Origin of the sequence: Micromonospora sp. CA-263727, assembly GCF_050942455.1 — a bacterium.
Lineage (GTDB): Bacteria > Actinomycetota > Actinomycetes > Mycobacteriales > Micromonosporaceae > Micromonospora.
Genome location: NZ_CP192031.1, coordinates 4611590 through 4632877, shown reverse-complemented (window position 1 = coordinate 4632877; position 21288 = coordinate 4611590). Strand labels below are relative to the sequence as shown.

General features: G+C 71.8%; 22 protein-coding genes. 16 read left to right on the top strand and 6 right to left on the bottom strand.

What is annotated here, in order from left to right; genetic code table 11:
• The first annotated feature begins 13 nt into the window (after positions 1-13).
• On the top strand, positions 14-667 hold the full coding sequence (locus ACQPYA_RS20140) for a hypothetical protein (RefSeq protein ID WP_433528649.1): 654 nt from the start codon (positions 14-16) through the stop codon (positions 665-667).
• A gap of 57 nt (positions 668-724) precedes the next feature.
• Here ACQPYA_RS20140 and ACQPYA_RS20135 read toward each other — a convergent pair whose 3' ends face one another.
• Positions 725-916, bottom strand: coding sequence for a DUF5703 family protein (locus tag ACQPYA_RS20135; protein ID WP_433528648.1), 192 nt, complete (start codon positions 914-916; stop codon positions 725-727).
• 95 nt (positions 917-1011) lie between these two features.
• Entirely contained in the window at positions 1012-1983 is a 972-nt protein-coding gene (locus ACQPYA_RS20130; protein WP_433528647.1) for an aldo/keto reductase, read from the bottom strand.
• Between the two features lie 184 nt (positions 1984-2167).
• Here ACQPYA_RS20130 and ACQPYA_RS20125 point away from each other — a divergent pair, with 184 nt between their 5' ends.
• Both ACQPYA_RS20125 and ACQPYA_RS20120 read left to right on the top strand, forming a co-directional pair.
• A complete protein-coding gene (locus ACQPYA_RS20125) occupies positions 2168-3220 on the top strand; it encodes an LLM class F420-dependent oxidoreductase (RefSeq protein ID WP_433528646.1) in 1053 nt (350 codons plus the stop codon).
• Entirely contained in the window at positions 3217-4053 is an 837-nt protein-coding gene (locus tag ACQPYA_RS20120) for an undecaprenyl-diphosphate phosphatase (protein ID WP_433528645.1), read from the top strand. The genes ACQPYA_RS20125 and ACQPYA_RS20120 overlap by 4 nt, the downstream gene beginning before the upstream one ends.
• Before the next feature lie 205 nt (positions 4054-4258).
• On the opposite strand, the gene ACQPYA_RS20115 is transcribed toward ACQPYA_RS20120, so the two are convergent.
• The gene (locus tag ACQPYA_RS20115; RefSeq protein WP_433528644.1) at positions 4259-4840 is read right to left on the bottom strand and encodes a hypothetical protein; all 582 of its coding nucleotides are present in this window, start codon (positions 4838-4840) and stop codon (positions 4259-4261) included.
• Between the two features lie 584 nt (positions 4841-5424).
• On the opposite strand from ACQPYA_RS20115, the gene ACQPYA_RS20110 reads away from it, so the two are divergent.
• The 4 genes from ACQPYA_RS20110 to mshC all read left to right on the top strand — a co-directional run bounded on the left by ACQPYA_RS20110 (position 5425) and on the right by mshC (position 8988).
• Complete coding sequence (locus tag ACQPYA_RS20110; protein ID WP_433528643.1) at positions 5425-6138, top strand: MSMEG_4193 family putative phosphomutase; 714 nt, start codon at positions 5425-5427, stop codon at positions 6136-6138.
• 97 nt (positions 6139-6235) lie between these two features.
• Positions 6236-6808 carry a DUF3090 domain-containing protein gene (locus tag ACQPYA_RS20105; protein WP_433528642.1) on the top strand — a complete coding sequence of 191 codons (573 nt, stop codon included), beginning with the start codon at positions 6236-6238 and terminating at the stop codon, positions 6806-6808.
• Positions 6805-7623 carry an SCO1664 family protein gene (locus ACQPYA_RS20100; protein ID WP_433528641.1) on the top strand — a complete coding sequence of 273 codons (819 nt, stop codon included), beginning with the start codon at positions 6805-6807 and terminating at the stop codon, positions 7621-7623. The genes ACQPYA_RS20105 and ACQPYA_RS20100 overlap by 4 nt, the downstream gene beginning before the upstream one ends.
• A gap of 126 nt (positions 7624-7749) precedes the next feature.
• A complete protein-coding gene (mshC, locus tag ACQPYA_RS20095) occupies positions 7750-8988 on the top strand; it encodes a cysteine--1-D-myo-inosityl 2-amino-2-deoxy-alpha-D-glucopyranoside ligase (protein ID WP_433528640.1) in 1239 nt (412 codons plus the stop codon).
• A gap of 134 nt (positions 8989-9122) precedes the next feature.
• Here the strand turns inward: mshC and ACQPYA_RS20090 are convergent, their stop codons facing one another.
• Positions 9123-9914, bottom strand: a complete 792-nt coding sequence (locus tag ACQPYA_RS20090; RefSeq protein WP_433528639.1) for a GntR family transcriptional regulator — start codon at positions 9912-9914, stop codon at positions 9123-9125.
• 191 nt (positions 9915-10105) lie between these two features.
• Complete coding sequence (locus ACQPYA_RS20085) at positions 10106-10975, bottom strand: PAC2 family protein (protein WP_433528638.1); 870 nt, start codon at positions 10973-10975, stop codon at positions 10106-10108.
• A gap of 317 nt (positions 10976-11292) precedes the next feature.
• Between ACQPYA_RS20085 and metH the strand changes: the two genes are divergently transcribed.
• The 7 genes from metH to ACQPYA_RS20050 all read left to right on the top strand — a co-directional run bounded on the left by metH (position 11293) and on the right by ACQPYA_RS20050 (position 17571).
• Positions 11293-14808: a methionine synthase gene (metH, locus tag ACQPYA_RS20080; protein WP_433528637.1), complete on the top strand. Its 3516-nt coding sequence runs from the start codon at positions 11293-11295 to the stop codon at positions 14806-14808.
• Between the two features lie 114 nt (positions 14809-14922).
• Positions 14923-15168 carry a FitA-like ribbon-helix-helix domain-containing protein gene (locus ACQPYA_RS20075; protein WP_433528636.1) on the top strand — a complete coding sequence of 82 codons (246 nt, stop codon included), beginning with the start codon at positions 14923-14925 and terminating at the stop codon, positions 15166-15168.
• Complete coding sequence (locus tag ACQPYA_RS20070; protein WP_433528635.1) at positions 15165-15593, top strand: type II toxin-antitoxin system VapC family toxin; 429 nt, start codon at positions 15165-15167, stop codon at positions 15591-15593. The genes ACQPYA_RS20075 and ACQPYA_RS20070 overlap by 4 nt, the downstream gene beginning before the upstream one ends.
• 65 nt (positions 15594-15658) lie before the next feature.
• Positions 15659-16033 (top strand): helix-turn-helix domain-containing protein, encoded by a 375-nt coding sequence (locus ACQPYA_RS20065; RefSeq protein WP_433528634.1) that lies wholly within the window; start codon positions 15659-15661, stop codon positions 16031-16033.
• Between the two features lie 42 nt (positions 16034-16075).
• A complete protein-coding gene (locus tag ACQPYA_RS20060) occupies positions 16076-16666 on the top strand; it encodes a hypothetical protein (protein ID WP_433528633.1) in 591 nt (196 codons plus the stop codon).
• A 143-nt stretch (positions 16667-16809) separates the two neighbouring features.
• Complete coding sequence (locus ACQPYA_RS20055) at positions 16810-16959, top strand: hypothetical protein (protein ID WP_433528632.1); 150 nt, start codon at positions 16810-16812, stop codon at positions 16957-16959.
• Positions 16960-17340: 381 nt separating this feature from the next.
• Positions 17341-17571, top strand: a complete 231-nt coding sequence (locus ACQPYA_RS20050; protein ID WP_433528631.1) for a hypothetical protein — start codon at positions 17341-17343, stop codon at positions 17569-17571.
• Between the two features lie 165 nt (positions 17572-17736).
• On the opposite strand, the gene ACQPYA_RS20045 is transcribed toward ACQPYA_RS20050, so the two are convergent.
• Positions 17737-19332: a DUF6194 family protein gene (locus ACQPYA_RS20045; RefSeq protein ID WP_433528630.1), complete on the bottom strand. Its 1596-nt coding sequence runs from the start codon at positions 19330-19332 to the stop codon at positions 17737-17739.
• 64 nt (positions 19333-19396) lie between these two features.
• Between ACQPYA_RS20045 and ACQPYA_RS20040 the strand changes: the two genes are divergently transcribed.
• The gene (locus ACQPYA_RS20040) at positions 19397-20125 is read left to right on the top strand and encodes a MerR family transcriptional regulator (protein ID WP_433528629.1); all 729 of its coding nucleotides are present in this window, start codon (positions 19397-19399) and stop codon (positions 20123-20125) included.
• A 47-nt stretch (positions 20126-20172) separates the two neighbouring features.
• Positions 20173-21261 (top strand): calcium:proton antiporter, encoded by a 1089-nt coding sequence (locus ACQPYA_RS20035; RefSeq protein ID WP_433528628.1) that lies wholly within the window; start codon positions 20173-20175, stop codon positions 21259-21261.
• The last annotated feature ends 27 nt before the right edge of the window (positions 21262-21288 follow it).

The window sequence follows — 21288 nt, the reverse complement described above, 5'->3', positions numbered from 1 at the left end:
GGGGACGCCTCACATGACCGACCAGAACGGTGAGCTGGACGCCGCCCTCGAGCGCGTGATCGAAGCGGCCCGCCACCACCTGGCCGCCGTCCGCGCCGCGCAGGGCCGGATCGACGACGACGACGTCTGGCAGGCGTACGTCGCGCTGAACAACGCGTCGTTCGCCTACGACGAGAAGCTCATGGACGCCTTCGGAGAGGTCACGCCCTGGGACGTCGAGTCGATCGACCCGGACGAGGCCGACCAGCGCTTCGGCGGTGCCGAGGGGGTCGAGCCGACCGATCCGCACCCCCAGGTGATCTCGGTACGCCAGCGACGCGACTACCGGGTGCCCAGCGTCTCCGCGTTGATCCGGATCGCCGAGTCCGCCCGCCGCGAGGGCGTCCCCGCCGACGAGGAGGTGCCGCCGGTGGAGGGCGTCGGCGAGGCGGTGCTGGAGCTGCTGCAGAGCGGCGACGGCTCGCTCGGCGCGCTCGACGTGCCGGAGCTGGAACCGCTCGACGGCGTGGTGATGGTCAGTGAGGTCGGCACCCCGGTCGACCTGGAGTCCTTCGACGACGACGACCCGGCGGGCCCGTTCCAGCCGGCGGCCGACGACCGACTGGTCGGCCGGCTCGACGAGCACCCGTTCATGGAACTCGACGACGAGCACGACCACGTGCACTGAAAGCGCCGGAAGTGACCGGGATCGGTCCGCCCGATCCCGGTCCCCGCGGGAACCGGCTCAGTACGACAGGCCCGGCTGCGGTGGGCTGATCCGGCGACGGCGCAGCATGACCTGCCGCGTGCCGTCCCGGAACAGCCGCACCCGGGCCAGCTCCCATCCGGAGAACTCCGCCTGGATCGCCAGCTGCGCCGCGGCGGTCAACCGGTCGACGTTCGGCGGTAGCCGCAGCGGCGCGTATTCGTAGTCCATGGGCCCTATGCTGCCCATCCCGACCCCTGCGCGCCACCCTCCAGCGGGTGACCCGCACCGCGCCGGGCGGGCCGGCGACGCCGGGAACGGGCTGGTCAGCCGTCGCGCTCCGGGTAACCGACCTCCAGCGCCGAGACGTCGTCCAGGGCCGTGGTGATCTCCTCGGGCAGGGTCATCCGCTCCACCTGGAGGGCGCCGAGCAGCTGCCCGGCCGTGCGGGCGCCGAGGATCGGCGCGGTCACCCCGGGCCGGTCCCGGATCCAGGCCAACGCCACCTCCAGCGGCGAGACGCCGAGGCCGCCCGCGGCGGTGGCCACCGCCTCGACGATGCTGGAGCAGCGCGGCTCCAGGTAGGTGGCGACGAAGCGCTCGAAATGCGGCGACACCGCCCGGGAGTCCGCCGGCCGCCCGTGCCGGTACTTGCCGGTGAGCACCCCCCGACCCAACGGCGACCAGGGCAGCACCCCCAGCCCGAGCGCCTCGCAGGCCGGCAGCACCTCGCGCTCCACGCCCCGCTCCAGCAGCGAGTACTCCACCTGGGCGGCGACCACCGGGGCCCGCCCCGGCCAGGCCGCCTGCCAGGCCGCCGCCCGGGCGGTCTGCCAGCCGGAGAAGTTCGACACCCCGACGTAGCGCACCCGGCCGCTGGCCACCGCGTGATCCAGCGCGGCCAGGGTCTCCTCCAGCGGGGTATGCGGGTCGTAGCCGTGCACCTGGAACAGGTCGACGTAGTCGGTGCCGAGCCGTTGCAGCGAGGCGTCGAGCGTCCGCAGCAGGTGCCCCCGGGAGCCGTCCCGCCGCCGGCTGCCGCCCGGCCGCAGCCCGGCCTTGGTGGCGATCAGCAACTCGTCGCGGGGCACCAGGGAGCCCAGCAGTGAGCCGATCACCGACTCGGCGTCGCCGTCGCCGTACACGTCGGCGGTGTCGACCAGGTTGCCGCCCGCATCGAGATAGCTCTTCAGTTGCGCGGCCGCGTCATCGGCGTCGGTGTCCCGGCCCCAGGTCATGGTGCCGAGCGCGAGCCGGGAAACCGCCAGCCCGCTTCGGCCGAGCGGTCGCTGCTGCATGGGTGAACCTTATTTCGTACCGGGGCCGGACCGATATCCTCGCTCCCGTCGAGTCTGCCCGTCGGTTCGCGTTTCCGCTCGTCCGGGTCGCGGTTGCCGGCCGGCGACACCGGGGGTGAGGCGGTGATCGTCCCGACCGCCGGCATTGCGTAACCTGATGCGACTGCGAATGGGGGAGGACTCTGTGCGACTCGGGCTAAGCCTCGGATACCAGACTGCGTGGAGCACACCGGCTGATCACCTGGCCCTGGCTCAGGAGGCGGACCGGCTCGGCTACTCGGTGGTGTGGGCGGCGGAGGCGTACGGCTCCGACTCGCCGAGCATGCTCGCCTGGATGGCCGGGCAGACCGAGCGGATCGGCATCGGCAGCGCGGTGATGCAGATCCCGGCCCGGACGCCCGCGATGACCGCGATGACCGCGGCCACCATCGACGCGCTCTCCGGCGGACGGTTCCGCCTCGGCCTGGGAGTCTCCGGCCCGCAGGTCTCCGAGGGCTGGCACGGCGTCCGGTTCGGCAAGCCCCTCGCGCGCACCCGGGAGTACGTTGACATCGTGAAACTGGCGGTGGCCCGCAAGGAGGTCGCCTACGACGGCGAGTTCTACACGCTGCCGCTGCCCGACGGCCCCGGCAAGGCGCTGCGGCTCGGCTTCCACCCGCCGCGCGAGCACATCCCGATCTACCTGGCCGCGGTGGGCCCGAAGAACCTGGAGCTGGCCGGCGAGATCGCCGACGGCTGGCTGGCCGTCTTCTACGCCCCGGAGTTCGCCGAGGAGCAGCTCGCCGCGGTGCGCGCCGGCCGGGCCAGGGCCGGCAAGGAACTGGCCGGCTTCGACGTGGTGCCCTCCGTGCCGGTGGTGGTCGGCGAGGACGTCGACTCCTGCGCCGAGCTGGTCCGCTGGTACGCGGCCCTGTACGTCGGCGGCATGGGCAGCCGGCAGCAGAACTTCTACAACCAGCTGGCCACCCGGATGGGGTACGGCGACGCCGCCCGCGAGGTGCAGGACCTCTACCTGGCCAAGCGGCAGCGGGACGCGGCCGCCGCGGTGCCGCTGGAGTTCATCGACCGGACCTCGCTGCTCGGGCCCAAGGAGCGCATCGCCGAGCGGCTGCGCCAGTTCGCCGAGGCCGGGGTGACCACCCTCTCGGTGACCCTGTTCGCCGCCGACCGCGACAGCGGGGTACGGACCCTGCGGAGCGTCGCCGAGGCGCTGGACCTCTCGGGAGTCGGGGAGTGACCTGGATCGAAGCCATCGTCCTGGGCATCGTCCAGGGCCTGACCGAGTTCCTTCCGGTCAGCTCGTCGGGGCACCTGCGGATCACCTCGGCGATCTTCTTCGAGCGGGACGCCGGGGCGTCCTTCACCGCGGTCACCCAGCTGGGCACCGAGGCGGCCGTCCTGCTCTACTTCGCCAAGGACATCTGGCGCATCGGCCGTACCTGGGTCGTCGGGATCTGGGATTCCTCGGTCCGTTCCAGCCTCGACTACCGGATGGGCTGGTACGTGATCGTCGGCTCGATCCCGATCGGGTTCTTCGGCTTCCTGTTCAAGGACCAGATCCGGGAGACCGCCCGCAACCTGTGGGTGGTGGCCACCACCCTGATCGTCTTCGCCTTCGTCCTCGCGTTCGCCGAGTACTGGGGCCGGCAGACCCGGACCCTACAGAACTTCCGGATGAAGGACGGCGTGGTGATGGGGTTCGCCCAGGCGCTGGCGCTGATCCCCGGCGTGTCGCGATCCGGGGCCACCCTCACCTTCGGTCTGTTCCTGAACCTGACCCGGGAGACGGCGGCCCGCTACTCGTTCCTGCTGGCCATCCCCGCCGTGGTGATGTCCGGGGTGTTCAGCCTCGGTGACGTCTTCGAGCCGGCCGCGCCGGGCACCTCGGTGCCCACCGTCGCGCAGATGGTCGTCGCCACGCTGATCGCCTTCGGGGTGGGCTACGCGGCCATCGCCTGGCTGCTCCGCTACGTCGCCCACCACACCCTGTACGTCTTCGTGCTCTACCGCGTCGCGGTCGGCACCCTGGTCCTAGCCCTCCTCCTGACCGGCACCATCACCGCCACCTGAGGTGTAAGCAGGGGCCCCTTCTTAACGCCTGGTGTAGAGCAGGGGCCCCTTATTAACAACGGCGGGTGTGTGGTTGGGCGGCGCCGGGGTGTGGGTGGGTTGTTGGCTGGTGCCTTTTGGTGGTCGGGAGGCGGGTGCGCGGCTGGCCGGCAGCCCCGTGGTGGTGGGGGTGCCGGCCAGCCGGTGGTGTGGGTGGGTGTGTGGGTTAGCTGTTCCAGTGCTGGGTGACGAGGTCGGCGGCCTGCTGTTCCCACTGGGCGTAGTGGTCCGGGTAGGCCGAGACCTGTACCTTCTGGGCGGCCACGGTCAGGGGCAGGTCCTTCCATCCGTCGATCTGCTTCAGGCTGTTGAGGAAGGCGGTGGTGGCGTATTCGGGGTTGGTGATCTGTTCGACTGTGCCCCAGCCGGAGGAGGGGCGCTGTTGGAACAGGCCCTGTGAGTCGTGGTCGTTGCGGTCGCCGAGGTGGCCCAGGTTTTCCAGCTTGGATTCCTGCAACGCGGTGGCGATGGAGACGACTGCGGCCCGTTCGTCCATGCCGGTCTTCTTGGTGGCGGCGATGATGGCCTTGGCGTTGCTGGTCTGCTCGGCGTTGAGGTCGATGCGTGACTGCGCGCCCTGCACGCCGTGTGGGGTGAGGGTGCCGGTGTCGGGCTTGTCGGCCTGCGCCGTCGACACGGCGGTTACCGGGGTGGCATCCGCGTGGGCGGCGATCGGGCCGGCGAACATGCCGCCGGTGAAGGCCAGGCCGGCGATACCGAGAACGCTCTTACGCAGCATCGAGTTCATGATCGAAGCTCCATTCGGGGGTAGACGTCCACACGCCGACAACCAGGGGGATCGGCATGCGGGTACAACGCCCTGCGGCGCAATGACGGGGGGTTCGGTTCGGCGGGCTCGCGGGCCGGGGGGCCTTCGCGGCGCCGGGACCATGTTCAACGACCGACCGGCGCGGATCATTCCGCGGATCCGCCGGCCGCGCTCATCGCCGGCAAGCGGCGGGCGGCCCTCCTCGGTCAGCCACCCGATACAACGCCCCGACCCCGTCCCGGATTCCGCCACGAGTCGACCGGTGGCCCCGGCAAACCGGACAAACGTCTCGCGTCGGTCGTAATGTCCGCGCAGGTGCCTGCGATGGTGCGTTTCTTGTCGCTCCAGCGACAAGAAACGGACCCACACCTGCGGCCCCGCCCCCCGGACCGGTCGAACGGAACAGGCCGGACAGGCCGTCGCTCGGCGCGGGTGACCGGCCGATCCGGGCCGCGTGGCGAGGCGCGCGCCGGGACTTCGCCGCGACACCGTCAAGGGTCCTGGACACCGGCTCGGCTCTCCCGACACGTATGAAACCCGGCACGGGTGAAACAGGACTTAGGGTGGTCCGCGTGGCGACACTTCTGCTCCTGCGGCACGGACGTACCACCGCGAACGCTGACGGCGGCCTGGCCGGGCGGCAACCGGTCGAACTGGACGAGACCGGCCGGGGCCAGGCCAGCGCGGTGGGTGAGCGGCTGCGGGCCGTGCCGCTGGCGGCCGTCGTCACCAGCCCGCTGGTCCGTTGCCGGCAGACCCTCGAACTGGCCCTGCCGCAGGCGTCGCCGCTGGTCGACGAGGGGCTGATCGAGTGCGGGTACGGCAGCTGGGAGGGGCAGCCGCTGAAGAAGCTGGCCAAGGAGCCGCTCTGGTCGGTGGTGCAGCAGCACCCGAGCGCGGCGGTCTTCCCCGAGGGGGAGGCGATGGCGCAGATGGCGGCCCGGGCGGTCGCGGCGGTACGCGCATGGGACGCCCGGGTGACCGCCGAGCACGGCCCCGAGGCGGTCTGGCTGGCGTGCAGCCACGGCGACGTGATCAAGGCGATCGTCGCGGACGCGCTCGGCGTACACCTGGATCTTTTTCAGCGGATCGTGGTGGACCCGGCGTCGGTGACCGCGATCCGCTACACCCCGTTGCGTCCCTTCCTGATCCGGCTCAACGACATCGGGGGCGACCTGACCGGGCTGGTCCCGCCGCCGCGCAAGCGGCGCCGGCGGGGCGGCCGGCCGGCCGACTCGGATGCCGCGGTCGGCGGCGGCGCCGGGACGGCCCGGTGAGGCATCCCGGCCCGACCGTCAACCGGGCCGGTGGGCGGGTCGCGATTCGGGTCGGTGGGGTGCGCGGTGCGCGGGGGTGCCGGATAGGGTCGTGGGTATGACCCACCAGGTGCACGCCTTCGAGCCGCCGGAGCGGTTCGTCGCCGGGACCGTCGGGGCGCCGGGGGAGCGCACGTTCTTCCTCCAGGCGCGCGGTGGCGGCCGGCTGGTCAGCGTCGCGCTGGAGAAGGTCCAGGTCTCCCTGCTCGCCGAGAAGTTGGAGGAGTTGCTCACCGAAGCGCAGCGCCGGTTCGGCGTCGACCTGCCCGAGGCCCCCACCTCGCTCGGTGACAACGACCCCCTGGAGACGCCGGTCGACGAGGAGTTTCGGGTCGGCACGCTGGGTCTGGCCTTCGACGCGGACACCGCGACCGTGGTGATCGAGGCGATCGCGGTCGGCGAGGCGGAGACCGAGGTCGAGCTGGGCGAGCCGGACGACGAGCCCGACGACGACGAGCCCGACGAGGACCTCGACCGGCTCCGGGTACGGCTGACCCCCGCTGCGACCCGCGCCTTCATCGAACGGGCCCGGCGCGTGGTCAACGCCGGCCGTCCCCCCTGCCCACTCTGCGGCCAGCCGCTCGACCCGGCCGGTCACCTCTGCCCCCGGCACAACGGCTACCACCGGTGACCTCGTCCGGCCTGGCGCCCCGGCAGGACGGCGGCGCCGCGCTGCGCCTGTTGCGGGACGGCGAACTGACCGTCGAGGGGCGGCTGGTCGACGCCTCGAACACCACCCTGCGTGGCATCCTCGCCCTGGCGGGGGCGACCGCGCGGTGCGTGTACAAGCCGGTGCGTGGGGAACGGCCGTTGTGGGACTTCCCGGACGGCACCCTGGCCGACCGCGAGGTCGCCGCCTACCTGGTCTCCGCGGCCACCGGCTGGGATCTGGTGCCGCCGACCGTGCTGCGCGAGGGGCCGTTCGGCCCGGGTTCCTGCCAGCTCTGGATCGACGAGCCGGAGGAGGCCGAGCCGCTGGTCGGGTTCGTGCCGGCCGACGCGGTGCCGCCCCGATGGTTTCCGGTCGCGGCGGCCCGCGACGACGACGGCGCCCCGTACGCCCTGGCGCACGCCGACGACCCGCGGCTGGCCCGGCTGGCGGTGCTCGATGCGGTGATCAACAATGCGGACCGTAAGGGCGGCCACGTGCTGATCGGCCCGGACGACCGGATCCACGGGGTGGACCACGGGGTGAGCTTCCACGTGGAGGAGAAGCTGCGTACGGTGCTCTGGGGCTGGGCCGGCCGGCCGCTGCCCGCCGACGTGGTCGAGACGCTCGACTGTCTCGCCCGCCAGGTCGCCGGCCCGCTCGGCGAGGAACTAAGCGGGCACCTGACCCTCGGCGAGATCACCGAGTTGGCGGCCCGGATCGACCGGCTGCGCCAGCGCGGCCGCTTCCCGCAGCCGTCGCGGGACTGGCCGGCCGTGCCCTGGCCGCCGCTCTGAGCTGAGGGACGGCGCCGGACCGCCGTCGGGGCTCCGGGTCGCTCGTCCCGACCGTCGCTGAGCCTGTCGCATTGATCACTCCGGGCTCGCCGTGCCGGCGACCCGGGGCTGGCTAGGCTGATCGGCATGGAGTCTTGGGTGGGGCACGAGGTGCCGCGGCTGCCGGGCAGGGGCGGGCCGCTGAGGTTGTTCGACTCGGCGCGGCAGGGCGTGCAGCCGTCCGAGCCGGACGGCCCGGCGACCATGTACGTCTGCGGCATCACCCCGTACGACGCCACCCACCTGGGCCACGCCGCCACCATGATCACCTTTGACCTGGTGCAGCGGATGTGGCGCGACGCGGGCCACCAGGTGCGGTACGTGCAGAACGTCACCGACATCGACGATCCGCTGCTGGAGCGGGCCGAGCGCGACGGCGAGGACTGGAAGGTCCTGGCGATGCGGGAGACGGCGCTGTTCCGGGAGGACATGGAGGCGCTGCGGATCATCCCGCCGGCGCACTACGTCGGCGCGGTCGAGTCGATCCCGGACATCGCCGAGAAGGTGCTGGTGCTGCTCAAGGACGGTGCCGCCTACCGTCTGGAGGACGGCAGCGGGGATGTCTACTTCGACATCTCGGCCGCGCCGCGGTTCGGCTACGAGTCCAATCTGTCCCGGGACGAGATGCTGGCGATCTTCCCGGAGCGGGGTGGCGACCCGGACCGGGCCGGCAAGCGCGACCCGCTGGATCCGCTGCTGTGGCGGGGTGCCCGCGACGGCGAGCCGTGCTGGCCCGGCGGGGAACTCGGCCCGGGCCGGCCGGGCTGGCACATCGAGTGCGCGGTGATCGCGCTGAACCTGCTCGGGTCCACCATCGACGTGCAGGGCGGCGGCAACGACCTGATCTTCCCGCACCACGAGTGTTCCGCCGCGCACGCCGAGCGGCTGACCGGTGCCGCGCCCTTCGCCGAGCACTACGTGCACGCCGGGATGATCGGCCTGGACGGCGAGAAGATGTCCAAGTCCCGGGGCAACCTGGTCTTCGTCTCCCGGCTGCGCGCCGACCGGGTGGACCCGATGGCGGTCCGGCTGGCACTGCTGGCCGGCCACTACCGCACCGACCGGTCCTGGACCGACGATCTGTTGACCACCGCCGAGGAGCGCCTGGCCCGCTGGCGTCGGGCCGCCGCCGCCCCCGCCGGCCCGTCCGGCGAGACCTTCCTGGCCGGCGTACGCGACCGCCTCAACGACGATCTCGACTCGCCCGGCGCCCTGCGGCTCGCCGACACCTGGGCCGACCAGACCCTGGCCGACCCCGCCGACGACCCCGCCGCCCCCGCCCTCTTCACCCAAACCCTCGACGCCCTCCTCGGCCTCCACCTCTGACCCGGCCCATCCCCCGGCGGCCCCCCTCGTGCGTCGATCATGGAGTTGTGGTGCCTGACTTGGGAGCTTCGGAGTCTTATGTCCCCACCACAACTCCATGATCGACGGGGCTTGCGGTGGGGGCGGGCGGGGGGTTAGCCGAGGATTAGGTCGGGGTTGGGGTGGGGTTGCTCGGTGGGGGCGGGGATCTTGTATTCCTCGGTGAGGGTGGTGACCGGGCCGGGCCAGGTGGCCTGGGCGACCTCGATGGGTTTGCGCTGCGGGTCGTAGGCGACGTGCAGCAGGTGCAGCACGGGGGTGTCCGGACGGATCTGGAGGGTCTCGGACTCCTCGCGGCTGGGCTGGCGGGCGGTGATCGTGTCGGTGGCTGTCGCGTACCGCCGCCCGGTGGCCTCCTCGGCTTCCTGGTAGAGCGGACGGCCGAACGCCTCGGCGCGCTCCAGCGAGGTGCCGGCGGTGTCGGCGGGCAGGAACCAGGAGGCGCCGACCTCCACCGGTGAGTCCTCGGTGCGGACCAGATGCCGGCGGCAGAGCAGCTCGGTGCCGTCCGGTACGCCGAACGCGTCGGCCACCTCGGGCGGCGCGGGGGAGCGGCCGACGGCGACAAGTTGTTGCCGGTACCGGGCGGCCAGGTCGGTGTGGTAGCCGCGGAAACCGCCGTAGCGGCCCCGGGAGAGCCGGTTGAGTCGCCGTCGGGTGCCCCGCACGTACGTACCGGAGCCCGGCTTGGTGATCAGGATGCCCTCGACCCGCAGCTGGTCGACGGCGCGTTGCACGGTCTGCTTAGCCACGCCGAACATCTCGGCGACGGCCGGGATCGACGGCAGCCGCTCACCCGGCCCCCAGTCGCCGCGGCGGATCTGCGCCTTGAGCTGCGCGGCGATCTGCCGGTGCGGGAACTCCGCCGCCCCCGGATTGATCTGCATGCCCACCCTCCTATCAGCTAGGTTCCTAGGATGCCGTACGCGGCGTGACCCGCGCCACCCCGACACCCCTGTTCCGGCGGAACGGCGAGAGTACGTCGGGCGGAGGTGCCGGGCGATGGGGCGTGCCGCCGGAGAACGGCCGGGCCCCCAGGCGCAACGCCTGGGGGCCGGGAAACGGAAGCGGAGGAGGGTTACCAGGAACCGGCGGTGGGGCCGGCGGAACCGCCCCGGCGGCGCAGGTACTTCTCGAACTCCTGGGCGATCTCGTCCCCGGTCAACGGGGTGATGCCGGCGTCACCGACGCGCTCCTCCAACTCCCGCACGTACTCGCCCAACTCGGCGTCCTGCTCGGCGGCGCTGCGTACCCGCTGCTCCCACTCGGCGGCCTCCTCGGCCAGGTCGGCCATTGGCACCGGCAGGTCGAGCACCTCCTCGACCCGGTGCAGCAGGGCGAGGGTCGCCTTGGGGCAGGGCGGGTTGTTGGCGTAGTGCGGCACGTGCACCCAGAAGGACACGGCGTCGACCTCGGCGCGGGTGCAGGCGTCGTGCAGCACGCCGACGATGCCGGTCGGCCCGTCGTAGCGGGTGGGGGTGAGCTGGTAGCGCTTGGCCGCGTCGGCGTCGGAGGCGCTGCCGCTGATCGGCAGGGGCCGGGTGTAGGGCACGTCGGCGAGGAGCGCGCCGAGCAGCACCACCCGCTCGACCTCCAGGCTGTGGCAGATCTCCAGCACCTGCTCGCAGAAGGTGCGCCAGCGCATGCTCGGCTCGATGCCCCGGATCAGCACCACGTCCCGGTCGGTGCCGGCCGGGCTGGCCACGGTGAACCGGGTCGTCGGCCACTCCACCCGACGGGTGGCCCCGTCGGACATGGCGATGGTCGGGCGGCTGACCTGGAAGTCGTAGAACTCCTCCGGGTCCAGCTCGGTGATCGGCCGGGCCTGCCACACCTGCTCCAGGTGCTCGACGGCGGCGGTCGAGGCGTCGGCCGCGTCGTTCCATCCCTCGAAGGCGGCGATGGCCACCGGGGAGCGCAGCACCGGCAGTCCGTCGAACTCGGTCACGCCGTCACCTCACCCTGCTCGTCACCGGCGACCCGGAGCCGGCCCCGGTCGTCCGCCCGCCGTGCATGGTGGTGTCGCTGTAGTCCCTCACATCAGCCAGCCTACGTGCCGCGCCCGGACACGGCCCGCCGGCCGCGCCGGATCGCCGACGGCACCCGGAACGGCATCCCGGCGGCCCAGCACGGGCGGTCCGCCGCGCGCCAACCCGGGACAACCGGCATAACAGATCAAAGCGGTCAACGTGATCCCGACGACACAATGTGGGAAGGGGCGGCGGGCGGGGATGCCGGTCCACCGCGCCGCACTAACCTGGGACGGTGCGGACTTCGTTGCTCGATGCGCTGGCAGACCGGATCGTCGTCACCGACGGGGCGATGGGGACGATGCTCCAGGCCGCCGACCTGACCCTCGACGACTTCGACGGCCTTGAGGGCTGCAACGAGATCCTCAACATCACCCGGCCCGACGTCGTACGCGGGGTGCACGAGGCGTACCTCACCGCGGGCGCGGACTGCGTGGAGACGAACACCTTCGGCGCCAACCTGCCGAACCTCGCCGAGTACGGCATCGCCGAGCGGATCTGGGAACTCTCCGAGGCGGGGGCGCGGCTGGCCCGGGAGGCCGCCGACGCGTACGAGACGCCGGACCGGCCCCGCTGGGTGCTCGGCTCGATCGGCCCGGGTACGAAGCTGCCGACCCTGGGTCACGCCGACTACGCCACCCTTCGTGACGCGTACCAGCAGAATGCGGGTGGCCTGATCGCCGGCGGGGCCGACGCGCTGATCATCGAGACCTGCCAGGACCTGCTCCAGGTCAAGGCGGCGGTGATCGGGTCGAAGCGGGCGATGGCCGAGGCGGGCCGGCAGGTGCCGATCATCTGCCACGTCGCGGTCGAGACCACCGGCACCATGCTGCTGGGCAGCGAGATCGGTGCGGCGTTGACCGCGATCGAACCGCTCGGCGTGGACCTGATCGGCCTGAACTGCTCGACCGGCCCGGCCGAGATGAGCGAGCACCTGCGCTACCTGTCGCAGCACTCCCGGATCCCGGTGTCGGTGATGCCCAACGCCGGGCTGCCCGTGCTCACCCCCGACGGGGCGTACTTCCCGCTCGGCCCGGACGAGATGGCCGACGCGCTGGAGCGTTTCGTCCTCGACTACGGCGTGGCGCTGGTCGGCGGTTGTTGCGGCACCACCCCCGAGCACATCCGGGTGCTCGCCGAGCGGCTGGGCGAGGTCCGGCCGGTGGCCCGCGAGCCGCGCACCGACCCGGGTGTCTCCTCGATCTACCACCATGTGCCCTTCGCCCAGGACGCCAGCGTGCTGATGGTGGGGGAGCGGACCAACGCCAACGGCTCCAAGGCGTTCCGTGAGGCGATGCTCGCCGCCGACTGGCAGTCCTGCGTGGAGATCGCCCGTGGCCAAGCCCGGGACGGCTCGCACCTGCTGGACCTCTGCGTCGACTACGTCGGCCGGGACGGCGGCGCCGACATGCGCGAGCTGGCCGGCCGGTTCGCCACCGCCTCCACCCTGCCGATCATGCTCGACTCGACCGAGCCGGCGGTGATCGAGGCCGGGCTGGAGATGCTCGGCGGCCGGTGCGTGGTCAACTCGGTGAACTTCGAGGACGGCGACGGCCCCGACTCCCGCTACGCACGGGTGATGCCGGTGGTCGCCGAGCACGGCGCCGCCGTGGTCGCGCTGTTGATCGACGAGGAGGGCCAGGCGCGTACGGCGGAGTGGAAGGTCCGCGTCGCCGGGCGGCTGATCGACGACCTGACCGGCCGGTGGGGGATGCACCGCTCCGACATCCTCATCGACGCGCTGACCTTCCCGATCGCCACCGGCCAGGAGGAGACCCGCCGCGACGGCATCGAGACCATCGAGGCGATCCGGGAGATTGCCCGCCGCTGGCCGGGAGTGAACTTCACCCTGGGCATCTCGAACATCTCCTTCGGGCTCAACCCGGCGGCCCGGCAGGTGCTCAACTCGGTCTTCCTGCACGAGTGCGTGCAGGCCGGGCTCACCTCGGCGATCGTGCACGCCAGCAAGATCCTGCCGATGTCGAAGATTCCCGACGAGCAGCGCGAGATCGCCCTCGACCTGGTCTACGACCGTCGCCGTGCGGGCTACGACCCGGTGCAGCGGTTCATCGAGGTCTTCGAGGGCGTCGACGCCGCCTCGGCGCGCGCCACCCGGGCCGAGGAGCTGGCGGCGCTGCCGCTGAACGAGCGACTCAAGCGGCGGATCATCGACGGCGAGCGCAACGGCCTGGAGGCCGACCTGGACGCGGCGATGGCCGCCGGCACCGCACCGCTGCTGATCATCAACGACATCCTGCTGGACGGCATGAAGGTCGTCGGCGAGCTGTTCGGCTCCGGGCAGATGCAGCTGCCGTTCGTGCTCCAGTCCGCCGAGGTGATGAAGACCGCGGTGGCGTACCTCGAACCGCACATGGAGAAGGCCGACGACGGTGGCAAGGGCCGAATCGTGCTGGCCACGGTCAAGGGCGACGTGCACGACATCGGCAAGAACCTGGTCGACATCATCCTGTCCAACAACGGCTACGACGTGGTCAACATCGGCATCAAGCAGCCGATCTCCGCCATCCTCGACGCCGCCGAGCAGCACCGGGCCGATGCCATCGGCATGTCCGGCCTGCTGGTCAAGAGCACGGTCATCATGAAGGAAAACCTGGTCGAGATGGCGTCGCGCGGGGTCGCGGAGCGCTGGCCGGTGCTGCTCGGCGGCGCGGCGCTGACCCGGGCGTACGTCGAGGACGACCTGCGGTCGATGTTCCCCGGCCAGGTGCACTACGCCCGGGACGCCTTCGAGGGGCTGTCCCTGATGGACCGGGTGATGACCGCCAAGCGCGGCGGCGCCCCGGTGGTCGACGCCGAGCGGGAGGCGGCCCTGGCGGCCCGGCGGGCCCGCCGGGAGCGGCAACGCGCGGTGGTCGCCGAGTCGCTGCCGGAGCTGGACGACACGTCGGTACGCTCCGACGTGGCCACCGACGTGGCGGTGCCGACCGCGCCGTTCCTCGGTACCCGGGTGGTCAAGGGCGTGCCGCTGGCCGACTACGCCGCGCTGCTGGACGAGCGGGCCACCTTCATGGGCCAGTGGGGGCTGCGCGGTGCGCGCGGCGGCAAGGGCCCGTCGTACGAGGAACTGGTGGAGACCGAGGGCCGTCCCCGGCTGCGCTACTGGCTGGACCGGTTGATCTCCGACCAGGTGCTGGAGGCGGCCGTGGTGTACGGCTACTTCCCGGCCTACTCCGAGGGCAACGACCTGGTGCTGCTGGACGAGAACGGCCACGCCGAGCGGGCCCGCTTCTCCTTCCCCCGCCAGCGGCAGGAGCGGCGGCTCTGCCTGGCCGACTTCTTCCGCCCGCGCGGCGACGACCTGGACGTGGTCGCGTTGCAGCTGGTCACCGTCGGCCAGCCGGTCAGCGAGTACGCGGCCAAGCTCTTCGCCCGCAACGAGTACCGCGACTACCTGGAGGTGCACGGCCTCTCCGTGCAGCTCACCGAGGCCCTGGCCGAGTACTGGCACCAGCGGGTCCGCGCCGAGCTGATCCTGCCCGACGGCCGTACCGTCGCCGACGACGACCCGGCGGACCTGGCCGGCCTGCTCCGCACCGACTACCGCGGCTGCCGGTACGCGTTCGGCTACCCGGCCTGCCCCGACCTGGAGGACCGGGCGAAGATCGTGGACCTGCTCGGCGCGGATCGGATCGGCGTGCAACTCTCGGAGGAGTTCCAGCTCATGCCCGAGCAGGCCACCGACGCCATCGTCGTCCACCACCCCGAAGCCAGCTACTTCAACGCCAAATAGGCGGTGGAGGTCGGGCCGGCAGGCTGTCGCCCAGCCCTCCAGGACGTGCTGTCGCAGTGATCACCCGCAGTCCGTGCTAGCATTGATGTCATTACCTCGGGTGAGGAGATAGCGATGGCAGCCCTCAGCATCAGAGATCTCGACGACGCGGTGCGGGAAAAGCTGCGTCGCCGCGCTGCCCAGCACGGCCGATCCATGGAAGCCGAGATCCGGTTCATCCTCACCACGGCCGTCGCCGAGGATGTACCGGCAAACGACCTGTTCAGCGCACTCACTGATCGATTCGCCAGACTCGGCGGCGTCGAACTGGACCTGCCGTCCCGTTCCACATCACCCCGCGCGGCGAGCCTGCCCGAATGATGATTGTTCTCGACACCAACGTCGTCTCCGAACTCATGCGGGCCGAGCCCGCGCCAGCGGTACTCGCGTGGCTCCAGCAGAGTTCGAGCGCCGGCCTGTACACCACGGCCGTCACTGTCGCTGAGATCCGTTACGGCATTGCTCGGCTGCCGGAGGGGCAGCGCCGGGAATCACTGCACCAAGCCGCCAACGAAATCTTCGCCGCCTTCCCCCGCCAAGTGCTGCCCTTCGACCTCGCCGCAGCCGGCGCCTACGCCGATGTGGTCGCCGGACGGGAAAGGCTCGGCCAACCGATCGACGGGTTCGACGCCCAGATCGCCGCCATCTGCCGCGCCCAAGCTGCCACCCTCGCCACCCGAAACACCAAGGACTTCACCGACACGGGGATCGGTGTCATCGATCCCTGGGATGACGCGACCACCTGAGACCACCGCTCAGCCTGCCGCCGGCTGCGGCGCGTTCAAACTACGGACCACAGTACGTGCACGCCATGCCGCCTCGCGCGCACAGCATCGTTGACCCGCGGTTCCCGGCTGAGCTGGCCCGGCTGCGCCACGAACGGGGCCTGTCGCTGCGCGACCTCGCCCGGCAGGCGTACGTCGGCAAGAGCTACGTGCACGACCTGGAGACGGGCCGCACTCGGCCCTCCCGCGAACTCGCCGAACACCTCGACGACACTCTGCAGGCCGTGGCGTGCTCGCCGCCCTGGTCGCCGATGGGCCGGCCGTCACTACCCCCGACGACGAGCAGCGGCTCGCGTACGTGGTCGCCGAACCGACCCGCCTCGACGCCACTGCGGTGCGGCTGCTCGCTGACGTGCTGGCCGCCCAGCGTCGCCTCGATGATGTGCTGCCCGCCCCGGTGACCCTGCCCGGTGTGCTGGCGCAGTGGCGCACCGCCGAGCAACTTGCCGCCCGGGCCGGCGGGGCCACACGCTGCCGCGCTGCACGAGGTGGTCGCGGAGTGGACCCAGTTCGTCGGCTGGCTGCACGCCGAGGCCCGCAACGACGGCGAGGCGGTCCGGGTGCTGATCGAGGCCGCCAACCAGGCCGACGCCGTTGACAGCGGACCGCTCGCCGCCCAGGTGGAGAACTTCCGCGGCTACCTCGAACGCCAGCGGGACAACCCTCGCGGCATCGTGCGGCACTTCCCCGCCGCGTACCACACGCCGGGTGCGACGGCCTTGCAGCGTGTCGGAGACGCCGTCCAGGCCGCCCACGGGTACGCGCTGCTCGATGATCGGGATGCCGCGGTGCGGCTGCTCGGCGAGGCGAGCGATCTCACCGAGGCGGCCGAGGCCGAGCAGGCCCCGGTGCACGCCTACTGGCTGACGCCGACGTTCAGCAGGATGGGCCTCGGGCTGGCCTACCTGGCGCTCGGCGACCACGCGGCCGGCATCGACAACCTGCGCGCCGGACTGGCGGGTCTGCCGTCCGACCAGCGCGACGCCGAGTGGACGCAGGAGTACCGCCACGCCCCCGCGGTCGCCACCGGCTGAGCTGTCCGTCAACCGTTGTGGACAGGTTGCCGGACGCGGCACATCTGCCCTGGTGGCGCTGCGTCATCGCACGATGCTCGTGGGTGGTGGCGGTACGCCCCCGCGTACCGCCATCCCCGTCCCGACCGGCGGAGGTGGTGGCGGTGAGCAGGTGGCGCAGGATCTGGTGGTGGCTACGGCGGCGGCCCGGCCCGCCGGCTGGCACCGGGCAGCGGTGGCAGGGCGTCGAGCAGGAGGCCGCCCGGCGACGCCTGCTCGACCAGGCGCGGCGCAATGCTCGGTGGCCGGCGTGATCGGGCGGACCGTCACCTACCGGGAAGCGATGGCAGCCGAGGCGGTGCGGATCGGCCGGGCCGTGGACGCCCTGCCCGCCCGGATGGCCGACCAGCATCTGCCGCTACGGCCCGGGTGGACGTGCGGCACCTGCGACGGTGACGCCCCCTGGCCGTGCGCGCCGGCCCGGGTGCGGCTCGCCGAGTACCACGGCCGTGACCGCATCGGCCTGTCGATGTACGTGGGCGCGCTGCTCACCGCAGCGCTGGCCGATCTGCCGCGCGACGATCCGGGCGAGCTGATGACACGGTTCCTGGCGTGGCTGCGCTGCGGGTGCGGCGACGGTGCCTTGGCTGACGTGACACGGTTGACGAACCTCGGGCGACGTCGAAGGAGCACGTGTGAGGCACAGGCGCCGCGACCGCAAGCGGTGGGAACAGGCCGTCGAGCTGTTGGCTGTCATCATGCTCGCGATACCGACGAGCCTGATCCTCTTCTCTTCCGAACTGCTGTGGCGGGACAGCCTAGCGGCGGGTTCCCTGCTGCTGGCTGCCTTGACGGTCCCACCAGCTCTGGCGCTATGGCTGATCGAGCGTCGCCGCAGCTGTCAACGAGAGCGACGAGGTGCCTGACGGCGTGTGGCGCGTGTGCGGGGACCGGCGTGGCCGTGTGCGCCGGCCCGGGTGCGGTCGTCGGAGTATTGCGGCCGCATTGAGCACGATTCCTCCTCAGCTGGAACGAAGCTCCCGGCTCCAGCATGGACGCGCAGGTCAACCCGGGCCGATCGGCGCGGCGAGCTATCGAGCGGGGTGCCCGGTCGAGCGGCGGCGTGTGGCGCGCTCGTGGCGGTCGGCTGCTCGGGCGTGGGCGATCGTGAGTAGCCGGTCGATCTCGGGGAGCAGTTGTGGGCCGGGCATGACGATGCTGGCGAAGCCGTGGAGCGCGTAGGCCGGGTGCGGCATGAGGGTGTCGAGCCGGGCGAAGTCGAAGGTGTGCCGGTGCTGCGCGAAGTCCTTGGGCGGGAAGCCGAAGAGCCGCTCGAACTCGGCGCGGCCCAGGTCGAGGTTGAGGCGGAAGGCACCGGGGCGGTCGAGCTGGGAGGACTCGTCGAAGCCGGGCACGTCGTGTTCGACGATGGTGGCGAAGGGCTGGCGGCGGTCCGGGCCGACGAAGAAGAACCGGTCGCCCCAGGAGCCCTCCGGTGATCCGTTCTCCTCGCTCGCCACGAGCTGCTCGACGCCGGGCAGGCGGAGGATCCGATCGGCGAGCATGGCCGGGCCGGTGCCGGTCGGGATGTGCAGCACCAAATCGGCGTGCTCGATGGTGGCCTGATCCAGCGGGAAGTAGCGGTAGTCGTGCGTCCGCTGCTCGGCGTGTTCCACCTCGGACGCGCGGACGTACCGGGGAAGCGGGGACTCCTGCTGGAGTTTGCCTTCGTACGTCGAAGGGCCGGGCGCGTCGATGCCGAGCGCGGGGCTCGCGCCGAGGCTGCCGGCGATCACGGCGTAGCGGTCGCCGAGCAGCGATCCGACGATCGCGCCGGCGCTGAACCACGACAGCTCCGTCCCGGCCATTGTCATCGTGCTCGAATCGCGTCGCAGGTGCTGGTTGTGCGCGAAGACCAGTGTCGGCCCGCGGTGCGCCTCGACCGCGCGGATCGCGAGCAGGTTCTCGGCCATCAGCGCGCCCCGGACCCCGACCAGGCGGGCGATGCGTTCCTCCTGCGCCAGGGGCGCGGCGGCCGCCGCGTGGTAGCGCAGCACCGCGAGCGCCGCCGCTGCCCGCACGACCGCTGCCGGCCAGCCGTCGGGTCGCCGGGGCGCCTGTAGGTACAGCTCGGTCAGCAGGTCGTCGGCGATCACCCGCAGGCGTTGAGCGTCGGCCGTGCGCCCGATCGATCTGCCCGGCTCCCAGATGGCGGCCGTTCCGCTCCACCGGGACTCGTCACCGACCAGGTCGTCGATCTCCGCTGACCGGTCGGTGCCGAGGAAGCCGCACACCTGGACGAGATATCGCCGTGGACTCGGGACGCTGTCGATCTCCAGCGGGGCGTCGAAGCCGTGGAACGTCAGGCGCTCGGCCGCCGGCCGCCCGGCGTTCCACTCGCGCATCCGGAGCAGCAGGTCACGGTTGGCCGGTGCGGCGCCGAACCCGTGGCTGAACCCCTCCGCGAGCGCGCGGTCGAGCGTCACGGCGGCGGAGCCCTGGACGAACTCGTCGGCGATCAGCCCGGCGGCCCGGTCACTCTCCAGCGCGATCGACCGGTAGCCGCGCTCGCTCAGCGATATGAGGATCTCGTTGCGGATCTGGAGGAAGGCGGACTCGCCATGGGTCGGCTCGCCGAGCGCGAGCAGGGTTGGCGGTACGGCGAGCAGGTCGAGGAAGGAAGTCACTCCATCGACCGTATCGTTGAACTAGCGGTGGAGACCTCCGAGCGATCGGATGCGATGAGAGCCCATGAAACCCTCAAACACCGGGGTACGCCGGCCAGTCGATCTCGCACGGCCGCACGGCCTCTCCGTGCAGGCGGTGCGCAACTACGAGCGCGACGGTGTCCTGCCGCCGGCCGAGCGCAGCCCGACCGGCTACCGCCGGTTCACCGAGGTGCACGCCAAGGCCCTGAGCGCCTACCTCGCACTGATCGCGGGGCACGGCTACGCGGCCGGCGGCGAGATCATGCGCGCCGTCAACCGGGGCGATATCGACACGGCGTTACGCGCTGTCGACCAGAGTCATACCCTGTTGCAGCGCGACCGCGAGACCCTGGACGCGGTCGAGGCGGCCGTCGCGATCCTCACCGGAGCCGGGCGCGAGCCCCAGGGCCGCAAGACCGTGCCGATCAGCGCGCTGGCGCACCGGCTCGGCGTACGACCTGCGACGCTGCGCAAGTGGGAGCGGGCCGGGATCCTGCGGCCGGCACGGGATCCGGGGACCCGCTACCGCGTCTACTCACCGGACGACGTCCGCGACGCCGAACTCGCTCACCTGCTGCGCCGCGGCGGGTACCGGCTCGACCATATCGCCGGCGTGCTGCACCGGGTACGCGACGCCGGCGGCACCGAGCCACTCGCCGCGTCGCTGCGCCAGTGGCGGGGACGGCTCACCGAGCGCGGCAAGGCCATGCTCACCGGTGCCGCCCGACTCGCCGAGTACCTCGACAGCACAGCGCCGATGGGGGACTCCTGAGCGGGTTCGCCGCTCATGATCACGTCTGCTGGCAGAGGATGGAGGTCATGCGCCGTTCGATGACCACCTGGTCTGTGTCCGTACCGATCGCGGCGCTGGTGGTGTTGGCGTTGACCTGGAACCGAAAACTCGGCGGCGTCCTGGTGGTCCTGGTCGCCCTGTTCCTGGCCGGCGCGGTCCTGGCAGCCGTACACCACGCCGAGGTCGTCGCCCACAAAGTCGGCGAGCCCTACGGCTCACTCGTCCTCGCCGTCGCCGTCACCGTCATCGAAGTCGCCCTGATCGTCACCCTCATGATCAGCGGCGGCGAAAAAACCCAATCACTGGCCCGAGACACCGTCTTCGCCGCCGTCATGATCACCTGCAACGGCATCCTCGGCCTCTCCCTACTCATCGGCGCCCTCCGCCGACGCCTCGCCGTATTCAACCCCGAAGGCACCGGCGGCGCCCTCGCCACCGTCGCCACCCTCGCCACCCTCTGCCTCGTCGTACCCACCTTCACCATCGGCCGACCCGGCCCCGAATTCAGCCCCGCCCAACTCACCTTCGCCGCAGTCGTCTCCCTCGCCCTGTACCTCCTCTTCGTGATGGTGCAAACCGGCCGACACCGCGACTACTTCCTACCCGTCAACCGCAAAGGCGAAATCCTCCCCGAAGAAGTCCACGCCGACCCACCCACGACCGGCCGCGCCCTGGCCAGCCTCGGCCTGCTCCTCGTCGCCCTCATCGCCGTCGTCGGCGACGCCAAATCCGTCTCACCCGCCATCGAATCCGGCGTCGCCGCCGTCAACCTGCCCCCCGCCTTCGTCGGCGTCATCATCGCCCTACTCGTCCTGCTACCCGAAACCCTCGCCGCCGCCCGCGCCGCCCGCCGCGACCGCGTCCAGATCAGCCTCAACCTCTCCCTCGGCTCCGCCATGGCCAGCATCGGCCTCACCATCCCCGCCATCGCCATCGCCTCCATCTGGCTGGGAGGACCCCTGCTACTCGGCCTCGGCGGCACCCAGGTCACCCTGCTCGCCCTCACCGTCATCACCGGCGTCCTCACGGTCGTTCCGGGCCGGGCCACCCTCCTACAGGGCGGCGTACACCTGGTACTGCTCGCCGCCTTCGTCTTCCTCGCCGCCAGCCCCTGACCACCGCCACCCCGGCTCCGACCCCCG

Coding starts and splice junctions, on each gene's coding strand:
- ACQPYA_RS20035 (WP_433528628.1), top strand. CDS start 20,173: ATGCGCCGTTCGATGACCACCTGGTCTGTGTCCGTACCGATCGCGGCG.
- ACQPYA_RS20135 (WP_433528648.1), bottom strand. CDS start 916: ATGGACTACGAATACGCGCCGCTGCGGCTACCGCCGAACGTCGACCGG.
- ACQPYA_RS20140 (WP_433528649.1), top strand. CDS start 14: ATGACCGACCAGAACGGTGAGCTGGACGCCGCCCTCGAGCGCGTGATC.
- ACQPYA_RS20075 (WP_433528636.1), top strand. CDS start 14,923: ATGGCAGCCCTCAGCATCAGAGATCTCGACGACGCGGTGCGGGAAAAG.
- ACQPYA_RS20130 (WP_433528647.1), bottom strand. CDS start 1,983: ATGCAGCAGCGACCGCTCGGCCGAAGCGGGCTGGCGGTTTCCCGGCTC.
- ACQPYA_RS20065 (WP_433528634.1), top strand. CDS start 15,659: ATGCCGCCTCGCGCGCACAGCATCGTTGACCCGCGGTTCCCGGCTGAG.
- mshC (WP_433528640.1), top strand. CDS start 7,750: ATGGAGTCTTGGGTGGGGCACGAGGTGCCGCGGCTGCCGGGCAGGGGC.
- ACQPYA_RS20070 (WP_433528635.1), top strand. CDS start 15,165: ATGATGATTGTTCTCGACACCAACGTCGTCTCCGAACTCATGCGGGCC.
- ACQPYA_RS20115 (WP_433528644.1), bottom strand. CDS start 4,840: ATGAACTCGATGCTGCGTAAGAGCGTTCTCGGTATCGCCGGCCTGGCC.
- ACQPYA_RS20090 (WP_433528639.1), bottom strand. CDS start 9,914: ATGCAGATCAATCCGGGGGCGGCGGAGTTCCCGCACCGGCAGATCGCC.
- ACQPYA_RS20040 (WP_433528629.1), top strand. CDS start 19,397: ATGAAACCCTCAAACACCGGGGTACGCCGGCCAGTCGATCTCGCACGG.
- ACQPYA_RS20105 (WP_433528642.1), top strand. CDS start 6,236: ATGACCCACCAGGTGCACGCCTTCGAGCCGCCGGAGCGGTTCGTCGCC.